20 protein-coding genes are annotated in these 20879 nt (G+C 63.3%); 16 read left to right on the plus strand and 4 right to left on the minus strand.

What is annotated here, in order from left to right; all coding sequences use genetic code 11:
- Nucleotides 1-90 precede the first annotated feature (90 nt).
- From BR71_RS03310 to BR71_RS03325, 4 genes are all read left to right on the plus strand, one after another.
- On the plus strand, nucleotides 91-981 hold the full coding sequence (locus BR71_RS03310) for a LysR family transcriptional regulator (protein ID WP_043632538.1): 891 nt from the start codon (nucleotides 91-93) through the stop codon (nucleotides 979-981).
- A gap of 4 nt (nucleotides 982-985) precedes the next feature.
- Nucleotides 986-1447 (plus strand): DUF4136 domain-containing protein, encoded by a 462-nt coding sequence (locus BR71_RS03315; protein WP_143330137.1) that lies wholly within the window; start codon nucleotides 986-988, stop codon nucleotides 1445-1447.
- A gap of 534 nt (nucleotides 1448-1981) precedes the next feature.
- Entirely contained in the window at nucleotides 1982-3370 is a 1389-nt protein-coding gene (bcaP, locus tag BR71_RS03320; RefSeq protein WP_482764005.1) for a branched-chain amino acid transporter BcaP, read from the plus strand.
- Between the two features lie 95 nt (nucleotides 3371-3465).
- Nucleotides 3466-3984: an O-acetyl-ADP-ribose deacetylase gene (locus BR71_RS03325; protein WP_043632547.1), complete on the plus strand. Its 519-nt coding sequence runs from the start codon at nucleotides 3466-3468 to the stop codon at nucleotides 3982-3984.
- A gap of 1 nt (nucleotide 3985) precedes the next feature.
- On the opposite strand, the gene BR71_RS03330 is transcribed toward BR71_RS03325, so the two are convergent.
- Complete coding sequence (locus tag BR71_RS03330) at nucleotides 3986-4861, minus strand: ion transporter (protein WP_019104230.1); 876 nt, start codon at nucleotides 4859-4861, stop codon at nucleotides 3986-3988.
- 194 nt (nucleotides 4862-5055) lie between these two features.
- Between BR71_RS03330 and cysK the strand changes: the two genes are divergently transcribed.
- Both cysK and BR71_RS03340 read left to right on the plus strand, forming a co-directional pair.
- Complete coding sequence (cysK, locus tag BR71_RS03335; RefSeq protein ID WP_043632551.1) at nucleotides 5056-5991, plus strand: cysteine synthase A; 936 nt, start codon at nucleotides 5056-5058, stop codon at nucleotides 5989-5991.
- A 90-nt stretch (nucleotides 5992-6081) separates the two neighbouring features.
- Nucleotides 6082-6954 (plus strand): ATP-binding protein, encoded by an 873-nt coding sequence (locus tag BR71_RS03340; protein WP_043632554.1) that lies wholly within the window; start codon nucleotides 6082-6084, stop codon nucleotides 6952-6954.
- On the opposite strand, the gene BR71_RS03345 is transcribed toward BR71_RS03340, so the two are convergent.
- On the minus strand, nucleotides 6949-8655 hold the full coding sequence (locus BR71_RS03345; RefSeq protein ID WP_043632847.1) for a potassium/proton antiporter: 1707 nt from the start codon (nucleotides 8653-8655) through the stop codon (nucleotides 6949-6951). The two genes, BR71_RS03340 and BR71_RS03345, sit on opposite strands and share 6 nt — an antisense overlap.
- Before the next feature lie 928 nt (nucleotides 8656-9583).
- Here BR71_RS03345 and BR71_RS03355 point away from each other — a divergent pair.
- Both BR71_RS03355 and BR71_RS03360 read left to right on the plus strand, forming a co-directional pair.
- Nucleotides 9584-10522, plus strand: coding sequence for a Nudix family hydrolase (locus BR71_RS03355; RefSeq protein ID WP_043632563.1), 939 nt, complete (start codon nucleotides 9584-9586; stop codon nucleotides 10520-10522).
- Entirely contained in the window at nucleotides 10519-10947 is a 429-nt protein-coding gene (locus tag BR71_RS03360) for a hypothetical protein (RefSeq protein WP_043632566.1), read from the plus strand. The genes BR71_RS03355 and BR71_RS03360 overlap by 4 nt, the downstream gene beginning before the upstream one ends.
- A 21-nt stretch (nucleotides 10948-10968) precedes the next feature.
- On the opposite strand, the gene BR71_RS03365 is transcribed toward BR71_RS03360, so the two are convergent.
- The gene (locus tag BR71_RS03365) at nucleotides 10969-11421 is read right to left on the minus strand and encodes a DUF4442 domain-containing protein (protein ID WP_043632569.1); all 453 of its coding nucleotides are present in this window, start codon (nucleotides 11419-11421) and stop codon (nucleotides 10969-10971) included.
- 89 nt (nucleotides 11422-11510) lie between these two features.
- Nucleotides 11511-12023, minus strand: a complete 513-nt coding sequence (sodC, locus tag BR71_RS03370) for a superoxide dismutase family protein (protein WP_043632573.1) — start codon at nucleotides 12021-12023, stop codon at nucleotides 11511-11513.
- Nucleotides 12024-12655: 632 nt separating this feature from the next.
- Here sodC and hemG point away from each other — a divergent pair.
- The 8 genes from hemG (at nucleotide 12656) to BR71_RS03410 (ending at nucleotide 20400) form a co-directional block, all read left to right on the plus strand.
- Complete coding sequence (gene hemG, locus BR71_RS03375; protein ID WP_081862525.1) at nucleotides 12656-13987, plus strand: protoporphyrinogen oxidase; 1332 nt, start codon at nucleotides 12656-12658, stop codon at nucleotides 13985-13987.
- A gap of 37 nt (nucleotides 13988-14024) precedes the next feature.
- Nucleotides 14025-14759, plus strand: coding sequence for a substrate-binding periplasmic protein (locus BR71_RS03380; RefSeq protein ID WP_162179186.1), 735 nt, complete (start codon nucleotides 14025-14027; stop codon nucleotides 14757-14759).
- A gap of 137 nt (nucleotides 14760-14896) precedes the next feature.
- Nucleotides 14897-15787, plus strand: coding sequence for a glycine--tRNA ligase subunit alpha (gene glyQ, locus BR71_RS03385; RefSeq protein ID WP_043632582.1), 891 nt, complete (start codon nucleotides 14897-14899; stop codon nucleotides 15785-15787).
- Nucleotides 15788-15831: 44 nt separating this feature from the next.
- The gene (locus BR71_RS03390) at nucleotides 15832-16257 is read left to right on the plus strand and encodes a surface-adhesin E family protein (RefSeq protein WP_043632585.1); all 426 of its coding nucleotides are present in this window, start codon (nucleotides 15832-15834) and stop codon (nucleotides 16255-16257) included.
- Between the two features lie 14 nt (nucleotides 16258-16271).
- A complete protein-coding gene (gene glyS, locus BR71_RS03395) occupies nucleotides 16272-18332 on the plus strand; it encodes a glycine--tRNA ligase subunit beta (RefSeq protein ID WP_043632588.1) in 2061 nt (686 codons plus the stop codon).
- A 49-nt stretch (nucleotides 18333-18381) separates the two neighbouring features.
- On the plus strand, nucleotides 18382-18927 hold the full coding sequence (gene gmhB, locus BR71_RS03400; protein ID WP_019103520.1) for a D-glycero-beta-D-manno-heptose 1,7-bisphosphate 7-phosphatase: 546 nt from the start codon (nucleotides 18382-18384) through the stop codon (nucleotides 18925-18927).
- 26 nt (nucleotides 18928-18953) lie between these two features.
- Nucleotides 18954-19730, plus strand: coding sequence for a lysophospholipid acyltransferase family protein (locus BR71_RS03405; RefSeq protein ID WP_019103521.1), 777 nt, complete (start codon nucleotides 18954-18956; stop codon nucleotides 19728-19730).
- Nucleotides 19690-20400: a M48 family metallopeptidase gene (locus BR71_RS03410; protein ID WP_244269580.1), complete on the plus strand. Its 711-nt coding sequence runs from the start codon at nucleotides 19690-19692 to the stop codon at nucleotides 20398-20400. The genes BR71_RS03405 and BR71_RS03410 overlap by 41 nt, the downstream gene beginning before the upstream one ends.
- The last annotated feature ends 479 nt before the right edge of the window (nucleotides 20401-20879 follow it).

The following is a 20879-nucleotide window of genomic DNA, read 5'->3' on the forward strand; positions in this document are numbered from 1 at the left end:
GGCTAGTCTAGCTAGGCAAAGCATAAAAAAAAATGCATATATAGACATATCATCTTTTACTTTTTGTTAGCTAATCGTGGGGCGGCCTGAATGTTGAAACAAATGGAGACCTTCGTCGCCGTGGTGTCGCAGGGCAGCTTGTCGGCCGCCGCGCGCCAGGAGGGGGTGGTGCCGGCCATCATTGGCCGGCGCATCGACGCGCTGGAGAATCGGCTGGGCGTCAAGCTGCTGACCCGCAGCACGCGCAGCCTGGCCTTGACTCAGGAGGGGGCGGCCTTTTTCGAAGACTGTCAGCGCATCCTCGCCGATCTTGAAGACGCGGAGGCGGCGGTGGCTTCCGGCAGCGGCCGCGCGCGAGGCCATTTGCGGGTTTCGGCGCCGGCCGGTTTCGGCCGCAAGCACGTGGCGCCGCACATCGCGGGCTTTCAGCAACTTCACCCGGACGTGAAGGTGACGCTGGATCTGTCTGACCGCTTGGTGGACCTGCAGCGCGACCGCATCGACTGCGCGATCCGCATTTCAGACCTGGCGGATTCCTCGCTGGTGGCGATCCGGCTGGCGGAGAACCGTCGCGTGGTGGTGGCGGCCCCGGCCTATCTGGCGCGTCACGGTTTGCCGCTCCGGCTGGAAGACCTGGCCGAGCACAACTGTCTGTCGCTGGGGGAGAGTCAGAGCCGCGGCTGGGCGTTTCGTCGCGAGGGCGAGGCGGTGAACCTGCGCGTGTCCGGCCGGCTGGAGTGCAACGACGGCGCGGTGCTGCACGACTGGGCGTTGCAGGGTTTGGGTTTGGCCTGGCGTTCGCTGTGGGAAGTGAAGGACGATCTATCCGATGGCCGCTTGGTGACGGTGCTGGACGAGTTCTCCGCGCCGGACTATCCGGTATGCGCGGTGGTGCCGCAGCGGCGCTTGCTGCCGGCGCGTGTGCGGCACTTCGTCGACTATCTGCGGTCAGTGTATGCTGACGCGGCTTATTGGAATTGAGGCGATGAAGATGAAAACAGCGATGGTGGCGCTCCTGGCGGCGCTGGCCGCCGCTCCGGCCTGGGCCGGCGCGGGCACGGTGGGGCTTAGCTGCCTGCCGTCGGCCGGCGCCGGCGTGGACATGCGCGAATGGCTGCTGGATCGGCTGGCTTTGAAGGGCGCGGCAGTGGATGAGACGCGGCCTCAATGGAAGCTGTGTTTCAAGCAAAGCCAGCAGCGCCAGGTGTATTGGCCGGCGGACGGTTGGTATGCCGGAGGCTGGCGAGATTGGCGCTACGGCGGCGGCATGTACTGGTCGCCGGACTATCAGGTGAGAACAGTGCGCACGTTGGCGCTGGAAGTGGTCAACAGCGCGGACGGCGCGGTGTTGTGGCAGGGCCAGCAGGAGTTGGGCGATGGGGACAACGGGCGCCAGCAATTGGAGAACGCGGCGCGCAAATTGATAGATTTGATGCCATTGCCATGATTTGTTTTGCGCTATGATGACGTGCAGGGTTTGCCAATGGCGTGCTATATGGGGTTTCCCGTATTGCCGGCCTCAGGCCCTGCGGTACTATCGCATTCTTCCCCGGCATGAACTGCGTGGATCGGCGGCTAGTCAAGAACGGCGAACAAAATCAGCGTAGCGTCTGAGAACCGGTTCAATATCTGCTGTGCGTTGGCGATACAGCGTCGAAATCAGCTTAGAAATGCTTATGTACTTGTGTACATTCCGCGTTCTTAGCCATTTTCGCCTTGTCTCGCCCTTGCTCGCTGGATTTTGAACAGCTTCTTAAGGCAAGGCGCGTCGACGAAGACCGTACACAGAGTACGGCTAGTCGACGCAACGCCGCATCAGGATTTTGTCGTGCCGTTTTAAGCCGACGGCGGACAGGACAGCAGGGGAGAGGACACAACAGATCATACAGGCCCCATCCGAGTATGAAGCGCCCGCCGGGACAGCGGGCGCTTTGTCGTTGTACCGGACGGCCGTTACGGGACAGTGAAACAAATGAGTTTGATGCGCAAAAAGAGCGTCCAGGGAATGCTGGCTACCGCTCAGACCTCGCGTGGGCTTCGCAAGGAGCTTTCCGCTTTCGACCTTACCATGCTCGGCATCGGGGCCATCATCGGCACCGGCATCTTTGTGCTGACCGGCACCGGCGCCACTGTGGCCGGCCCCGGACTGGTGCTTTCCTTCGTGATCAGCGCTTTCGCCTGCGGCTTCGCCGCCTTGTGCTACGCCGAGTTCGCCTCCATGCTGCCGGTTTCCGGCTCCACTTACACCTACGCTTACGCGACGCTGGGCGAGATGATCGCCTGGATCATAGGCTGGGATTTGTTGTTGGAATACCTGCTGGCTTCGTCGGCGGTGTCGGTGGGCTGGTCCGGCTATTTCCAGAGCCTGCTGTCCGGCTTCGGCGTGACCTTGCCTGAATACTTGACCGCCGCCGCAGGCTCGCTGCCAGGCAAGCAGACGCTGTTCAATCTGCCGGCCTTTTGCGTGGCGATGGTGATCACCGCTTTGCTGGCCTTCGGCATCAAGGAGTCCAAGCGCGTCAACAATGTGGTGGTGCTGATCAAGGTGGGCGTGGTGTTGCTGTTCATCGGTATCGGCGTGTGGCACGTCAAACCGGTGAACTGGCAGCCGGCGCTGCCCTTCGGCTTTTCCGGCGTGTTCCACGGCGCCGCCATTGTATTCTTCAGCTTCATCGGCTTCGACGCGGTGACCTGCGCCGCCGAGGAAGTGAAGAACCCGGCCAAGGATATCCCGCGCGGGGTGATCTGGTCGTTGGGGGTGTGTTCCCTGCTCTACGTGGTGGTGGCGGCCATCATGACCGGCATCGTGCCTTATATGCAGTTCGCCGGCGTTGATCATCCCGTGTCCCTGGCCTTGCAAGTGGCCAAGTTGGACTGGTTCGCCGGCTTCGTCGATCTGGGCGCCATCCTCGGCATGATGACGGTGATCCTGGTGATGACCTATGGTCAGACTCGAATCCTGTTCGCCATGTCGCGCGACGGCCTGCTGCCCAAAATCTTTTCCGAAGTGAACCCCAAGTACGGCACGCCGTACAAGGCCACCTGGCTGATCGGCACCATCATCGCGCTGCTGGCGGGCTTCGTGCCGCTGCACACTCTGGCGGAACTGGTGAACATCGGCACCTTGGCTGCCTTTACCCTGATCGCCTTGTCCGTGATCGTGCTGCGCAAGCGCGAACCCAATCTGCCGCGCAAATTCGTTTGCCCGGGCGTGCCTTACATCCCGGCGCTGGCCATTCTGTGCTGCGGCTTTCTGATGACTCAGCTGTCGCTGCTGACCTGGCTGTGTTTCATGGCTTGGTTGTTGATAGGCTTGGTGGTGTATTTTGGGTATTCGCGGCGGAATTCGCTGTTGAACAATCCTGCCTGAGGCGGAGTGTGAAAAAGCCGGCAAAAGCCGGCTTTTTTTGCGCCCGCGGCCGACCGCGGGCGGATAATGGCGGCATGGACGGAGGAGGGGAAACGATGGAAGCGAAGACCGAATTGACGGCATGGCAGGGAGACATCACCACGCTGGCGCTGGACGCCATTGTCAATGCCGCCAACGCCAGCTTGTTGGGCGGCGGCGGGGTGGACGGGGCCATCCACCGCGCAGCTGGGCCGGAACTGCTGGCGGAATGCCGGACCTTGAACGGCTGCCGCGTCGGCGAGGCCAAGCTGACTGCCGGCTACCAGCTGCCGGCGCGGCATGTGATTCATACGGTGGGGCCGATCTGGCAGGGCGGCGCTCAAGGAGAGGCGGAGTTGCTGGCCGCCTGCTACCGCAACAGTCTGGCGCTGGCGGCGCGGCACGGGCTGGCCAGCATTGCCTTCCCTGCGATCAGTTGCGGCGTTTACGGCTACCCGGCAACGGAGGCCAGCGATATCGCGGTTGGCACCGTCCGTCAGTGGCTGGCGCAGGAGCCGCATACGCTGCGGCGCGTGCTGCTGGTGGCCTTTGACGACGCGATGGCCGATCGCTATCGGCGCTTGCTGGCCGGCTAGGCTAGCTGACCTCGCCCTTGGACGGGCGCGGCAACTGGCCGCCGCAGTGCTTGCAGAAGCGGGCGTCCCAGTCGTGGCCCTCGGTGAAGCAATGAGGGCACAGCCGAGTGCCGGACACGGCTTCCACGGTCTTGGCCTTGGCGCCGCTGCCGCGCGCGATTTCCGCGGTGACGATGCCGGTGGGCACCGCGATGATGCCGTAGCCGGTAATCATGACCACGCTGGCCAGCGCCTGGCCCAGCGGCGTCTTGGGCGTGATGTCGCCGAAGCCCACCGTGGTCAGGGTGACGATGGCCCAGTAAATGCTGACCGGGATGCTGGTGTAGCCGTGCTCCGGGCCTTCTATCACGAACATCATCGTGCCCAGAATCACCACCAGCAAGACCACGGTGACCAGAAACACCGTGATCTTGCGGCGGCTGGCCAGCATTGCCCGTTTCAGCTCGCTGGCCTCGCCGATGTAGCGGGTCAGCTTGAGAATGCGGAACATGCGAAGCAGGCGAAGGATGCGGATATCGGCCAGGAAGCGGCTTTCCGGGATGAGCAGCCCAAGATACAGCGGCAGCACCGAAAGCAGATCGATGACGCCGAAGAAGCTTTTCACATAGCGCATCGGCTTGTGGATGCAGATCAGCCGCAATGCGTATTCGATAGTGAACAGAATGGTGAAACACCAGTCTAGAATCTTGAGTTGGGGCCCCCAAGCGGCTTGTATGCTTTGCACGCTCTCCAAGATCACCGTCAGCACCGACAGCAGGATGGCGACGATCAGCGCCAGGTCGAAGATGCGGCCCGGCCGGGTGTCTGCCTCGTAAATGATGATGTAGAGCTTGCGGCGCCAGCCGGTGAGGGGGATCAGGGTTTCCTGTGTTGGCATAAGCGGGGAGTGGGCCTCGGTCTGCGGGTGGTGGGCAATGGTTTCAGTGTAGCTGCCGGACCGCGGCGCGCGCGGGGCCGGCTGAGACTGCCAAGTTTGTCGATTATAAGCAAACAATATTTTGGTTCGTTGCTCAGCTTGTTTATGATGCTGGGTAATATGGTTTTCTTCAAAACAGTTTGTGGAGAATAAAGATGCGAATTGCCAATGCTGTGACGGATTTGATCGGCAACACCCCGCTAGTGCGGCTTAACCGGGTGACCGAAGGCTGCGGCGCTACCGTGGTGGCCAAACTGGAGTTCTTCAACCCGGCTCACAGCGTCAAGGACCGCATCGCGGTGGCGATGATCGACGCTGCCGAGCAGGCCGGCAAGATCGGCCCGGACACTACCATCGTCGAACCCACCTCCGGCAATACCGGCATCGGCCTGGCCATGGTCTGCGCCGCGCGCGGCTATAAGTTGGTGATCACCATGCCGGAAACCATGAGTCGGGAACGTCGTCAACTGCTGCGCGCCTACGGCGCCGAGTTGATTCTGACCCCTGGACCCGACGGCATGGGCGGCGCCATCGCCAAGGCGCGCGAACTGGTGGAACAGAATCCGGACAGCTACTTCATGCCGCAGCAGTTTGAGAACCCGGCCAACCCGGCCATCCACCGCAACACCACTGCCGAAGAAGTATGGAAGGACACCGACGGCAAGGTCGACATCTTCGTCGCCGGCGTCGGCACCGGCGGCACCATCACCGGCGTGGGCGAAGTGCTGAAGGCGCGCAAGCCCGGCGTGCGCATCGTAGCGGTGGAGCCGGACGCGTCTCCGGTGCTGTCCGGCGGCCCCAAAGGCCCCCACCCGATCCAGGGCATCGGCGCCGGTTTTGTGCCGGCCATCCTCAACACCGGCATTTACGATGAAATCATCCGGGTGAAAAATGAGGATTCGATGGAAACTGCGCGCGCGGTGGCGGCGCGCGAGGGCCTGCTGGTGGGCATTTCCTCCGGCGCGGCGGTGTGGGCGGCGCTGGAACTGGCCAAGCGTCCGGAAAACGCCGGCAAGCTGATCGTGGTGGTGATTCCTTCTTTCGGCGAGCGCTATTTGTCCACGCCGCTGTTCCAGCATCTGGCGGATTAAGCGCCTGCGGCCGGCGTGGCCGCAACATCGACAGCCTGGCGGCTTTCTGCCAGGCTGTTTGTTTTTGTCGTTTCGCATCGAGGGGAAATCATGGAGCAGTTGCAAGCTTTGCTGACCCGCGCCGAAGCCATGCTGGCGCGTTTGGAGCCCTTGCTGCCGCCGGCGCGGCCGGAGCCGGACTGGGGCGCGCTGGCCTTCCGCTGGCAGCGCCAGGGTATGGCCGGCTGGCTGGAGGCGGTGGCGGAGCCGCACGCGCCGGAACTGGAGCGGCTGACCCATATCGACACCCAACGCGCGCAGCTGCTGCGCAACACTCGCCAGTTCGTCAAGGGTCGGCCGGCCAACAACGTGCTGCTCACCGGCGCGCGCGGCACCGGCAAATCCTCGCTGGTCAAGGCGCTGCTGCCTGAGTTCGCCGCCAAGGGCCTGCGCCTCATCGAAGTGGACAAGGCGCAACTGGGCGACTTGAACCGCATTGTTGACCTGGTGGCTGGACGCAAGGAGCGCTTCATTCTGTTTTGCGACGACCTGTCCTTCGAGCAGGGCGACGACGCTTACAAGGCGCTGAAGACCGCGCTGGACGGCGGCCTGGCGCGCCGCGTCGACAATGTGCTGGTGTACGCCACCTCCAACCGCCGCCATCTGATGCCGGAAAAGATGAGCGAAAACCGCGAAGGCTGGGTGCAGGACGGCGAAATCCATCCGGGGGAGGCGATTGAGGAGAAGGTGTCGTTGTCGGACCGCTTCGGCCTGTGGCTGTCTTTCTACCCGTTTGATCAGGACGCCTACCTGGCGGCGGCGACCGAGTGGCTGGCGCATTTCGGCCTGAAGCTGGACGCCGAGGCGGAAAAAGCGGCCTTGCACTGGAGCCACCTGCGCGGCAGTCGCTCCGGCCGCGTCGCCTGGCAGTTCGCCTGCGATTGGGCCGGGCGCAGTGCCAAGGAGCGCAAGGCCTTGCTATGACTTCAGATAGCGCAGGCCCACGCTCTTGACCTGACCGTCGGCCGCGGCGCGGATCACCATCTCCAGCCGGTCCAGCCGCAGCACGTCGCCGGCCACCAGCGGATAGCCGCAGGCGCGTTTGCAGTATTCGGCGATGCTGTCGGCGCGGTCGCGCTCGCTCAGCGTCAGGCCGTAGCTGTCGGCCAGATCGCCCAGCCGCGCCAGCCCGGACACGGTGAAGTAACCGTAATAAGGATCGTCCCCGGGCGGATGAAAGGCCTCGCCGGCCGTCTCCAGCGCCGGGCTGGGGCCGATCAGGCAGGCCCAATCGCCGGCGCGCAGCGTTTGGCTCGCTGCCGGCTCAAGCGCTTGTTCATCGCGATACAGCGCCGCCAGCCGCACGCCGCTGGGCAAGGCCAGTTCGCCGGCCAGTTGGCCTTCGGCCGGGCTGTCGGCGCGTACTAGGCAGGAGGCGGCCTCGTAGCGGGCCTCCTGGCCGCTGACCACGGGCACCCGGTGTTCGACGTCCGGCCGCGCCGGCAGCTTCAGCTTCAATTTCTCCGCCAGCGGCGCGATGGTCCAGCCCTGGAATAGCAGCGACATCATCACCACGAAGAAGGCCACGTTGAAGAACAGCTGGCTATTGGGCAAGCCCGCCATCAGCGGGAAAATGGCCAGAATCACCGGCACCGCGCCACGCAGGCCCACCCAACTCATGAACAGTTTTTCCGCCTTGGGCACCGGGAAGGGCAGCATGCACAGCCACACCGCCAGCGGCCGCGCCACCAGCATCAGCACGATGGAGATCGCCAGCGCGTAGGGCGCCACCGGCAGTAGATTGGACGGCGTCACCAATAGCCCCAATACCAGGAACATGGTTACCTGGGCCAGCCAGGCGTAGCCGTCGTGGATGTTCAATAGATTGGGCAGATCCGCCACTCGGGCGTTGCCCACCACGATGCCGGCCAGATAGATGGCGAGGAAGCCGCTGCCGCCGGCCGCGGTGGTCAGGCTGAACAGCGCGCCGGCGGTGCCCAGGCTGAACAGCGCCAGCATCGCGCCGCGCGGACCCAGCCGTTGGAACAGCCAAACCATGGCTTTGCCGCCGGCCCAGCCGGCCAGCGCGCCCAGGCCCATTTGCTTGACGAACAGCCACAACATGGAAGCGACGCCGGCATCCTGGCCCTGCTGGCCCAGCACCCCGATCAGCGCCGAGGTCAGAAACACCGCCATCGGGTCGTTGCTGCCGGACTCTATCTCCAGCGCGCTGCCGACGCGGCGGTTGATTTCCAGACCGCGCCCGGACAGGAGGGCGAACACCGCGGCGGCGTCGGTGGAACCGACGATGGCGCCGATCAGCAAGCCTTCCAGCCAGCTTAGGTTCAGCACCCAGGCGGCGAACAGGCCTGTCACGCCGGTGGTGATCAACACCCCCAGCGTGGCGAGCACCCCGGCTGGTTTGAGGCTGATGCGGAAGCTGTCCTGGCGCGTGCGCAGGCCGCCGTCGAACAGGATCACCACCAGGGCGATGGTGCCGACCACGTAACTGAGCTGGTAATTGCTGAACACGATCTTGCCGGGGCCGTCCTCGCCGGCCAACATGCCCAAGGCCAGGAATACCAGGAGCAGCGGCGCGCCGAAGCGGGAAGCGATGGAGGACACCACCAGGCTGGCCAGGAATACCAGCGAGCCGGCCAGGATGAGTGAATTTAAGGTGTCCAAGTGCATGCTCCTTCAGCGGGATGGGGGAGGTCATGACGAAATCGATCAAGCCCGTAGGCGGAGCGCGGATGGCTTGCCTTGTGTCGCCACGAGATGGAATGACAATCGGGATAAATATGCAGATTTCGCAGGTTTACAGTGCTAATGGTAACACTTTGAGACTTATCAGCCGCGCCTGAAACCAGCAATCGGCTCATTTTTTTGCGTTTTTAATGCTTATTATGTTTTTTCTGACTTGGCAATAATGCCGGCTATATGACGTGGTGTTTATTTTTTGTTCGATGCAATGTATATTTATTATGCATTTTATATTTGTAAATTAATGATAAATAAATATATTGAGGTGTGTATGACTTTTCGTAAAATCGCCTTGCTGGCTGTGGGGCTGAGCGTCTCCTGGATGGCTTTTGCTTCCATGGCTCCTTGGTACAGATGGGAAAGCAAGTTTGACGGCCAGCTGGTGTGCTCGCAATTCTCCTATGGCCCGGGGTGGGTTTTGTTCAATAACATTCCTTACAAAGACGCGGGCTGCCGCATTCCTGGCCGTCCGGGCTGATTAGGCTCGACGCTAGGCCTTGGCTGGGTTGCTCTAGGCGCGCGGTCCCGCTTGTTCAATGCGGTGCCATGTGTTGAGGCCGACGATTTCAGCCCAGGGCTAAGAACCTGTTTACGATCTGCTGCGCTGCGGCGATACGGCGTTAAAAACAAGCTCAAAATGCTCATGTACCACGCGTACATTCCGCTTTTTCGCTCGTTTTCGCCTTGTCTCGCCCTTGCTCGCGAGATCGTAAACATGTTCTAAGTGCGTAACTTTAGGGTTTGTGAAAATAAGGGCGCCGAGGCGCCCTTAATGCTGGGCGGCGCTTGGGGTAAAATGCGCTGCCGGCCGCTGAGAGCCGGGACGATTTTCACCGGGCAAGACCAAGCAATGAGCGACAGCAAGATCATCGAGGTAGTGGCCGGCGCGCTGATGCGGCCGGACGGCAGTTTCATGCTGGGCAGCCGGCCGGAGGGCAAACCCTACGCCGGTTATTGGGAGTTTCCCGGCGGCAAGGTGGAGCCGGGTGAGAGCGGCGAACAGGCGCTGGCCCGAGAGCTGTACGAGGAAATGGGCATTGAGATGGAAGCCGCCACGCCGTGGCTGACCAAGGTCCACCATTACGAACACGCTTCGGTGCGGTTGAGTTTCTTCCGGGTCTGGGCCTGGCGCGGCGAGCCGCAGTCGCGGGAAGGCCAGCGCTTCGCCTGGCAGACGCCGGGGGCGTGCACGGTGCAGCCCATGCTGCCGGCCAACGGGCCTATTCTCAAATCGCTTGAATTGCCGGCGGTTTATGCGATCAGCTGCGCGCACGAGATCGGCGTCGACGCCCAATTGCGGCGGCTGGAGCAGGGGCCTGCCTGGAGCGTGGTGCAGATCCGCGAGCCGGGGATGCCGCGCGAGGAGCTGGCCGATTTTGTCGCCAAAGCGGCGGCTATCGTTCATGGCCGCGGCGGCAAGCTGCTGGTCAATGCCGATCCGGCCTGGGCGATGGAATGGCCGGTGGACGGCGTGCATCTTAACGCGGCGCGGCTGGCTTCGCTGACGGAGCGCCCGGCGTTCGCCTGGGTGGGGGCGTCGGCGCATGATGCGGCGCAAGTGGCGCGGATCGGAGAGCTGGGCCTGGACTACGCCTTGCTCGGCCATGTGGCGGCTACCCCCAGTCATCCCGGCGCGGCGCCGTTGGGTTGGGACGGTTTCCGGCAGTGCCTGGCCGCCGGCGCGCCCGTGCCGGTCTACGCGCTGGGCGGCATGAGCCTGGACGATCTGGATGCCGCCCGTCGTCATGGCGCGCACGGCGTCGCCTTGATGCGGGGAGCTTGGCGATGAATGCCAAGCAGCGTAAATGGCTGGCTCTGGGCGGCGCCTTGCTGCTGTTGGCCAGCCTCAAGTTCAGCTTGATCTACCGCTGGTACGGCGAGCGGCAGCCGGCCAAGCCGACGCCGTTGGCCTGCGTTGCCGGCCGGCCATCCTGTGATCTGCCCGGCGGCGGTGTGTGGCGTTTCGCGTCGCCGCCGCAAAATGGCAAGCCGTTCGAGATTCGCTTGGAAGGCGTCGCGGCGCGGGAAGCGCCACAGGTGGAATTCAATATGGCTGATATGGACATGGGCTTCAATCGCTACACCTTTGTGCGCGACGGCGCCGATTGGACGGCGGTGGTCACTCTGCCGCTGTGCGTCAGCGGAAGCCGCGACTGGTTCGCTGTCTTTAGCCTGAACGGCAAGCGCTATCTGCTGCCGTTTTCCACGCATTGAACAGAGGGGCGGCGCGCCGCCTCATTTCTTCTTGCGTTTGATGTACAAGGTCTTGAATACCCTCGCCACCAGCTCGCCCTGCTGATCCAGAATATCCACTTGTAATTTCGGCAGGTATTTGTCTCCGGCGGCGGTGTGCAGTCTGATCTCCTCCAGCATGGCGGGCTCCAGCCGGAAATGCGCGCATACCGTGCCTCGGCCTGGTTTGACATAGTCTATGCTGCCGCTTTTGTCCCACACATAGTAGTCCCGTCCCAACTGGCGCATCAGCATCAGCATGAAGAAGGGGTCGGTCATCGCGTACAGGCTGCCGCCGAAATGGGTGCCGACGTAGTTGCGGTTGCTGAATCCCAGCTTCAACCGCACTTCGATATCGCTGAAGTCGACGGCGAGCCGCTTGACGCGGATGCCGGCGCCCAGGAAGGGCGGCCACAAATTGAGCAACAGTCTGAACAGCCAGGCGGGTGGGCGCATTGTATTAAAACACTTGTTTGAATTCTGCCATCGTCAATAAAAAAACCGGCCTTGTCAATCGCGCCGGTTTTTCTTTGTCGAAGATGGGTTTATTTGACCACGCCGCAGGCCATGCGCGCGCCGCCGCCGCCCAGCGGCTGCGGATGATCGCTGTGATTGTCGCCGCCGGCATGCACCATCAGCGCATGTCCGGAGAAGTCCGCAGCTTTCAAGCGCGGCGCCAGCACGGGATAGTTCGCCTTGCCGTCGGCGCCCACGTATAGCGCGGGCAGATCGCCCTTATGACCTTGCCCGTATGGGCCTGCGTGAACGCCGGTTTTGTCCGGATCCCAGTGGCCGCCGGCCGCGCCGGCCGGGGTGGCCGCGCCGTTGGCGCCGATGGACGGCGCGCAGGAAGGTTTCTCATGCACATGGAAACCGTGCAGGCCTGGCGGCAGTTTTTCCAGGTTGGGCGTTAGCAGCGCGCCGTAGGGCGTGTCCTCTATGACGATGTTGCCGGCGGGGCCGGCATTGCCCTTGGCATCGACGAAGGACAGTTCCACGCTTTGGGCCAGGGCCAGAACGGGTAGACAGTACAGTATGGCGGATAGGGTGCGTAACATGGGGCGGTTCTCCGTGTAGGGCGGGGAAGGATCAAGACTCCGATTGTGCCATTTCGGCTCCTGCTTGGAGCCTGGCTGTTAGAACCTGTTCACGACCTGCCGGGTTTTGCGGAGCGTGACACAGCGAGGGCTCTTTCAAAATGCGCATATGCCACGAGCACACTCGGCTTCATGCCGTCGTTTTCTCCCTTGTGTCTTTCTTGATTGCGAGACTTTGAACAGGCTCTCACGTTGGGGTGAAAGAGGGTCGGGCGGCCTGTCGTTTCGATGGTCCGGTGGCGGAAGTGCCAATGCGCATTGCAAGCTTGAATCGCTTCAGCCTGCAGAGCCGTCCGCGCACGGTGGCCGTGATGTAAATCCGTTTGGGGTTAAGGGGGGGGGCCTCCCTGCCGATTTTTAACTTGGGCGCGAGCCGGCTTGCCGCGGATCAACTGGCGTGTGGACCGCTCCAGGCATACTGGGGCTAGAACCTGTTCAAAGTCTGCTGCGCTTCGTGGAGCCTTGCACGGCGAGTAGCCCCTTCGAAATGCCCATGTACCCTATGTATATTCCGCTTTCCCGGCCGTTTTTGCCTTGCCTCCCTTGCTCTCGCGAGACTTTGGGCAGGCTCATATTTTTAGAGAGGACGGGAAATGATTGCAGTGATAGGAGCGGGAATGTCCGGCCTGGCCTGCGCCTGGCAGTTGCGCCGACACGGCGTGGATGCGGTGGTGTTCGAAGCGTCCGGCAGGGTGGGCGGCAAGGTGCTGAGCCTGGATTTGGCGCCGGGCCTGATGGAGGCGGGGCCCAACACCGTGTTGGCGGACGAAGCCTTGTGGCAATGGCTGCTGGAGCTTGGGCTGACGCCCTTGTCGCCGGCGCCGGGGCCGCAGCGGCGTTTCGTGTTGCGGCACGGTCACTACCGCGCTTTGCCCGACGGCCTGGCCGCTTTGCTGACCGGCTCCTACTTCAGCTGGGGCGCCAAATGGCGTTTATTGAGCGAGCCCTGGCGTTGTTCCGCGCCGGCGCAGGCGGAAACGGTGGCGGCCTTTTTCCGGCGCCGGCTGGGAGAGGAAGCGCTATCCACTCTGGTGGACCCGTTCATCGGCGGCGTATTCGCCGGCGATCCGGAAGAGTTGCTGATGGCGGAATGCTTGCCCGCATTGGCGGCTGCGGAGCGGGAGGCCGGTTCGCTGGCCTTGGGCATGTGGCGGCGCTGGCGGCGCGGGGAGGTGAGACGCAAACGGATGTTCACGCTGGGGGGCGGGCTGTCCAGCCTGGCCGAGCGGCTGGCGCGCGATCTGGACGTGAGGCTGGACTGTCCGGCGCTGGGGCTGGAGCGCGCAGACGAGGGCTGGCGGGTGTTGACGCCGAGGGGGCCGCAACTGGCCAGTGCCGTGGTGCTGGCCTTGCCTGCGCCGCAGGCGGCCTTGCTGTTGAGGGATTGCGAGCCGGATTGGGCGGGCGCCTGCGCGGCGCTGCCCTATGCGCCGCTGACCGTAGTCGCCACGGTAACGGAGGAGCAAGCGCTGCGCCGGCCGCTGAATGGGTTTGGCGGTTTGCACCCCGCCAGCGAGCAGGCTTTGGCCTTGGGACATTTGATGTCCAGCCGGATTTTTCCGCACACGGCGGCGCCCGGTTTGAAACTGGTGACCAGTTTTATCGGCGGCCGTCGCCAGGCGGAGTTGGCCGGATTGCCGGATCAGACCTTGTTGCGGCGTTTGAACCTGGAACTGGCGCGCCTGTTCGGCCTGGAGGGCGAGCCCTTGAGCCAGCGCATCGTGCGTTGGCCGCAGGCGCTGCCGCAGGGCACCTCGGCGATGGCGGCCTTGCGGCCGCTGGCGGCGGCCGCGAGCGAGCGCGGTCTGCATGTATGCGCCAACTGGCTGGATGGGGTGTCGCTGCCGGATTGCCTGGCCAAGGGCCGGGCGCTGGCCGACCGGCTGGCGGAGCGGGCTTTGCATTGTCGCGGATACGGCATATAACAAATCGTCGCGGACAGCCGGGCGAAAGGAGCGGGCGATGCGGGCGAGTCTATGGATGGCGGCTGTCGGAGCCGGTTTGCTGGCGGCGGGCGCGGCGGCGCAGGCCCCGATCAAACTATGCGGGGTGGAGTGGCAGCCGTTCACCTATGTGAAAAACGGCAAGGTGGACTCCGGCATCAGCCACGATGTATTGCAGGAGGCCTTCCGCCGGATGAATGTGCCGGTCACGATGGAGGCCGCGCCGTGGGAGCGTTGCCTGCGAGGTATCAAAACCGGCGATTACGACGCGGTGATCGACAATGAAGTCGCGGCGCAGACGCCGCGTTTCAAAAACGTTTACTCCAGCTATCCGGTGGCCTTGTGCGTCAAGCGAGGCTCGCCGGTCAAGTCCTTCGACTGGAAGCTGGTGCAGGGCCAGGCCGTGGGCATGGTGCGCGGCTACACTTATACACCGAAGATCCTGAACTACCCCAACTGGAAGCTGGAGCCGAGCAACGACGAAGATCAGCTTTACGCGATGCTGATCGGCGGCCACCGCCAGTTTGTATTGTGCGATGTCTGGGGCGCGTCCCTGCGGCCGAATGTGGATATCCTGCAGCCGGTGATAGACCGCACGGATTTATCGCCCAATTTCAGCGCTCGACAGACAGCGCTGGCCGCCCGGCTGGACGCGACGATTGGCGATTTGATCCGCGACGGCAGCGTGGAACGTATCTACGCCAAATACACCAAGCGCAAGTTTCGGGACATGGTGCCGGCGACGGGCAAATGACGGCGACGCGACGCGAGGAGGGCCGGCGGGACGAGATTTCGCCGGCCTTTTTGATTTGCCGCCAACGGCTTGGCTTTGCGCGGGGGGCGCTAGGCGGTAGAATCGGCCTTTGACTTTTCACTTTGCTTGCCACGTCTATGCTTACCTTCCAGGAAATCATCCTTACGCTCCAGCACTATTGGAACCGCCAGGGCTGCGCCTTGCTGCAGCCTTACGACACCGAGGTGGGCGCGGGGACTTCCCACACCGCCACCTTTCTGCGGGCGCTGGGGCCGGAGCCGTGGAACGCGGCCTATGTGCAGCCGTCCCGTCGTCCCAAGGACGGCCGCTACGGCGAAAACCCCAACCGCTTGTTCCAGCATCATCAATTCCAGGTGGTGCTGAAGCCGTCTCCGTCCAATATTCAGGAACTGTATCTGGGCTCCTTGAAGGAGCTGGGCCTGGACCCGACGATGCAAGATATCCGCTTTGTTGAGGACGACTGGGAAAACCCGACCCTGGGCGCCTGGGGGCTGGGCTGGGAAGTATGGCTGAATGGCATGGAAGTGACCCAATTCACCTACTTCCAGCAAGTGGGCGGCCTCGACTGCAAGCCGGTGTTGGGCGAGATCACCTACGGCCTGGAACGCCTGGCCATGTATTTGCAGGGCGTGGAGAACGTCTACGATCTGATCTGGACCCATTTGCCGGACGGCCAGCCGGTGACTTACGGCAATGTGTTCTTCCAGAACGAAGTGGAGCAATCCAAGTACGCGTTCGAACACAGCAATGTGGAGCTGTTGTTCCGCCAGTTCAACGATTACGAGGCCGAGGCCAAATCGCTGCTGGAGGCCAGCCTGCCGTTGCCGGCCTACGAAATGATCCTCAAGGCCGGCCACACGTTCAACCTGCTGGACGCGCGCGGCGCAATTTCCGTGACCGAGCGCGCCACCTACATCGGCCGCATCCGCACTCTGTCTCGCGGCGTGGCGCAGGCCTATTACGACGCCCGCGAAGCGCTGGGCTTCCCAATGTGCCGGCAGGCCTGAGCTTGGCTTGCCGCCCCGGCCGCTTCTCGAAAGAGGGAATGCGCATGAAAGCTATTTTCGCATGCATGTGCGCCGCGTTGGCCTTGCCGGCGCTGGCCGAACCCGCCGCCGACTGGGTGGTGTATCAGGACGGCAAGGCGCTGCAGCTGGCGATAGACGGCAATTCGCTATGGCTGGGGCAGGACGGACTGGTGCACTTTGTCAACCAGGAACGGTTCGACAAGGTCCAGGACGAGAAAAACTACAAGCTGAAATTCAATATCCGCCGCAGCGTAGGCTACGCCGACTGCGGCAAGTACCAGTACGTGTTTGTTAGTTCCGATTATTTCGATCGCAACAACAAGCACCTGTTCTCAACCCTGTTTCCAGTGCCGCGTCACGCCTGGAAATGGCAGCCCGTGTATGGGGGATCGGTCGCCGACGCCATGATGAAGGTGATCTGCGAAGCCGCCGGGGCCGCCAAGCGTTAAGTTTTCGAGTGAATATGAACCAGACATTGCTGATTGAGCTGCTCACCGAGGAGCTGCCGCCCAAAGCGCTGGAAAAGCTGGCCGCCAGCTTTGCCCAGACCATTGGCGACGAATTGAAGAAAATGCAGTTCGCGCCGGCCGACGCCGAGACGACGGTTTACGCCTCCCCGCGCCGCCTGGCGGTGCAACTGGCCAATGTGGCCGCCTTGCAGCCGGACCAGAAGATCACCCGCAAAGGCCCGGCCGTCACCGCTGGATTCAAGGACGGTCAACCCACGCCGGCGCTGGCCGGTTTCGCCCGTTCCTGCGGCGTGGAGGTGTCCGCGCTGTCCACGATGAGCGACGGCAAGCAGGATGTGTACGCCTATGAAAGCGTCAAGCAGGGCCAGCCGCTGGCCGCGGTGCTGGCCGACGTGGTGGCGCTGGCGCTGAAAAAGCTGCCGGTGCCCAAACTGATGCGTTGGGGCAGCCTGGACGTGCAGTTCGTGCGCCCGGTGCACGGCCTGATCATGTTGCACTGCGACGCGGTGGTGCCGGGCGAGGTGCTGGGCCTGCAAAGCGGGCAGAGCACCCGCGGCCATCGTTTCTTGTCCGAAGGCGAGGTGACGGTGGCCAACGCCGACGCCTACGCGCGCACCTTGCATGAATCCGGCAAGGTGGTGGCCAGCTTCGACGCGCGCCGCGAACTGATCCGCCACAAACTGACCGAGGCCGCCGCCCGCCTGAATGCCACCATCGCCGCGCCGGAGGCCTTGTTCGACGAGGTGACCGGCCTGGTGGAGTGGCCGGTGGTGCTGGAGGCCGGCTTCGAAGCCGAATTCCTGCGCGTGCCGCAGGAGTGCCTGATCCTGACCATGCAGCAGAACCAGAAGTATTTCCCGCTGCTGGACGCTTCCGGCAAGCTGATGAACCGTTTCCTGCTGGTGTCCAATCTGGAAACCGCCGATCCGTCCTTTATCGTCGGCGGCAACGAGCGCGTATTGCGCGCGCGTCTGTCCGACGCCAAGTTCTTCTTCGAGCAGGATCAGAAGGCGCGCTTGGACAGCCGGCTGCCGCGGTTGGCCAATGTGGTCTACCACAATAAGATCGGTTCGCAACTGGAGCGCGTGGAGCGTCTGCAGAGCATTGCCGGGGCCATCGCCCATGAATTGGGCGCCGACGCCGCGCTGGCCGCCCGCGCCGCCTATCTGGCCAAGGCCGATCTGGTGTCCGACATGGTGGGTGAATTCCCCGAACTGCAAGGCGTGATGGGCATGTACTACGCCCAGCACGACGGTGAGCACGCCGAAGTGGCCGCCGCCATCGAAGGCCATTACCACCCGCGTTTTGCGGGGGACACGCTGCCGGAAGGCAAGATCGCCACCGCGGTGGCGCTGGCGGACAAACTGGAAACCATCGTTGGCATCTGGGGTATCGGCCTGATCCCCACCGGCGACAAGGACCCGTTCGCATTGCGCCGCGCCGCTCTGGGCGTGGTGCGCATGGCGCTGGAAGCGGACCTGGATGTGAAGGCGCTGCTGAACATCGTCGCCGCCGCCTTCCCGGCAGGCAAGTTGTCCGCCAATGTGGCCGACGAGGTGTTCGGCTTCATGATGGACCGTCTGAAGAACTTCCTCGCAGCCGATTACAAGGGCGACGAGATCGACGCGGTGCTGGCGCAGGCGCCTAGCCGGCTGGCGGAAGTGCGCGCGGTGTTGTCCGCGGTGGCCGCCTTCAAGGCCTTGCCGGAAGCGTCCGCGCTGGCCGCCGCCAACAAGCGGGTGAAGAACATCCTGAAGAAGGCCGAAGGCGAAGTGGGCGCGGTGAATCCCGCGCTGCTGAGCGAAGCGGCCGAGCAGGCGCTGTTCGCCGCCGTCGAGCAGCTGGCGCCGCAGGTGGACGGCCAATTCGCCGCCCGCGATTTCGCCGCCGCGCTGACCCAGTTGGCTTCGCTGCGCGCGCCGGTGGACGCTTTCTTTGACGGCGTGATGGTGATGGCGGACGACGCCGCGGTGCGCAACAACCGCATCGCCCTGCTGGCGCGTCTGGCCGGCTTGTTCAACCGCGTGGCGGACATCTCGCTGCTGGCGGAGTGATTCGATGGGGCGGCCTGCGGCCGCCCCGGCGCTCTAGACGGGGACAACCGTGAAACTAGTGATACTCGACCGCGACGGCGTGATCAACGAGGACCGCGACGATTTCGTCAAATCGCCGGCGGAGTGGGTGCCGATCGAACACAGCTTGGAGGCGATCGCCAACCTGACCCAGTCCGGCTGGCGGGTGGTGGTGGCCACCAATCAATCCGGCATCGGCCGCGGGCTGTTCGACATGCAAGCGCTTAACGCCATGCATGAGAAAATGCACAGGCTGGTGGGCCAGGCCGGCGGCCGCATCGATGCGGTGCTGTTCTGTCCGCACGGCCCCAGCGCCGGCTGCGACTGCCGCAAACCGTTGCCGGGCATGGTGCTGGAGATTGCGGAGCGCTTCAATGTGAAACTGGACGGCTTGCCGCTGATCGGCGACAGCCGCCGCGATCTTGAGTCGGTGGCGGCGGTGGGCGGCTTGCCCATCTTGGTCAAGACCGGCAAGGGGGCCAAGACGCTGGCCGACGGCGAGCTGCCGGCCGGCACCCTGGTGTTCGACGATTTGTACGACGCCGCGGAATATCTGATCGATTCCCGCGAACGTTGACTTCAGAAAAGGATAGTGTTCCAAGCATGCTGAGTTTATGGCTTCGTAACCTGCTGTATTGGCTGGTGCTGATCATCATCACGCCGCTCTTCTTCTTTCTGCTGCTGCTGTCCGCGCCGCTGCCGCGCCGCGCGCGCCATGTGTTCGGCGTCAGCTGGGCCTTGAGCCTGTTGTGGATGCTGGAGCACGTGATCGGCTTGAAATACAAGGTGCTGGGCGCGGAAAATCTGCCTGAGCAGCCGTCGGTGATCTGTTCCAAGCACCAGTCCGGTTGGGAAACCTTGGCCTTGCAGAAGATTTTCCCGTGGCAAGTGTACGTGGCCAAGCGAGAGCTGACCTGGATTCCGGTATTCGGCTGGGGTTTGGTGCTGATGAACCCCATCATCATCAACCGCTCCGACCGCGCCAACGCCAACCAGCGTCTGCTGGAGCAGGGCTTGGAGCGCAAACGCCACCGTTTCTGGATCACGGTCTTCCCGGAGGGCACTCGCACCAAGCCGGGCGTGGCGGGCAAATACAAGCTGGGCGCCGCGCGCATGGCCAAGCAGTTCGACATGCCGCTGGTGCCGGTGGCGCACAACGCCGGCGAGTTCTGGCCGCGCAACGCCTTCCTGAAATACCCCGGTGAAATCACCGTGGTGGTGGGCCAGCCCATTGTGCCGAGCGAAGAGCTGGGGCCGGAGGCGATGATGAAAGAGGCCGAGCAGTGGATCGAGGCGCGCCAGCGCGAGATCGGCGGCGTCGGCCCGTTTGCGGACGAGGATGAAAAGCGCAAGCGTCTGGCTGCGTCTGCCGCTGCCTGACGGCGAGGTGGATGTGGTGCTGACCCGTCGTCCGCGCAAGAGCGTGGGCATTAGGGTGAGCGCGGGCAGGGTGGAGCTGGTGGCTCATCCGGCGGTTAGCGCCGCCCGTCTGCGCGAAGTGTTGTTGGAGCGTCGAGACTGGATCGCCGGTCATGTGGCGCGACAGAGGCTAGAGCGGCGGCAAGCCGAAGATCTCAGCCAGCTGCGCTGGCGGGGGGAAGCGCTGCCCATCGTGCTGACGGCCGGCGTGAGGCGCACGGCCAGACTGACGGCGGAAGGGTTGATTGTTACCGGTATCGAGCACGGCGACGCGGCGGCCTTGAAGCAGGCGGTCCGCCGTTTCTTCAAGCGAGAGGCTGCTTTGCGGTTTCCGGCTCGGATGGCGGAACTAGCGCGCGGCTGTCGTCGCCAGCCCTGCGGCCTGCAGCTGTCGTCGGCGCGCACGCGTTGGGGCAGTTGCACCGCCGCCGGGATCATCCGGCTGAACTGGCGCTTGCTGCAAGCCCCGCCGATGGTGCTGGACTATGTGATCGCCCATGAACTGGCCCATCTGGAACACATGAACCATTCGCCCGCCTTCTGGGCGGAGACTGCGCGTCTATACCCGGACTGGCAGGCGGCACGGCGTTGGCTGAAGCTGCGCGGCGCCGAGCTGTTCCATTTTGATTAATGAATAAAGAACCGGTTCATGATCTTGCTAGCTAAGGCGAGACAAGGCGAAAATGGTTTCGAAATGCTCATGTACCGTATGTACACTCCGCTTTCTCAGCCATTTTCGCCTTGTCTCGCCTTAGCTCGCGAGATTGTGAATAGGCCCTAAGCATTCTTGTTCGAGGTCCCTTGAACAACTTTCAAGACAAGGCCGGCGGCAATGAGCCGCCGGCCTTGTTTCATCAAATGCTTAATTAGCGTGGCAATTGCGCAAAAACTCTTGGTTCCGATTCCGGTTTTCCTTGTCCGGACTGCCCGAGTTATGGGACGATGTAACGCTTTGTAACCGTTCTGGCCGAAACGGAGGCGCCGCTTCCACGGAGACGAGATCCGCGCCGGCCTGACGGCTAAGCGTCAGCGCAACGGCATCCGGCTGCCGTTTCGCGTCGATAACACTGCCGGAATCCACTCTTTGCATAGCCTGCCCTCACGCGGCGC

This window comes from Chromobacterium haemolyticum DSM 19808 (genome assembly GCF_000711885.1).
Taxonomy (GTDB): Bacteria; Pseudomonadota; Gammaproteobacteria; order Burkholderiales; family Chromobacteriaceae; genus Chromobacterium; species Chromobacterium haemolyticum.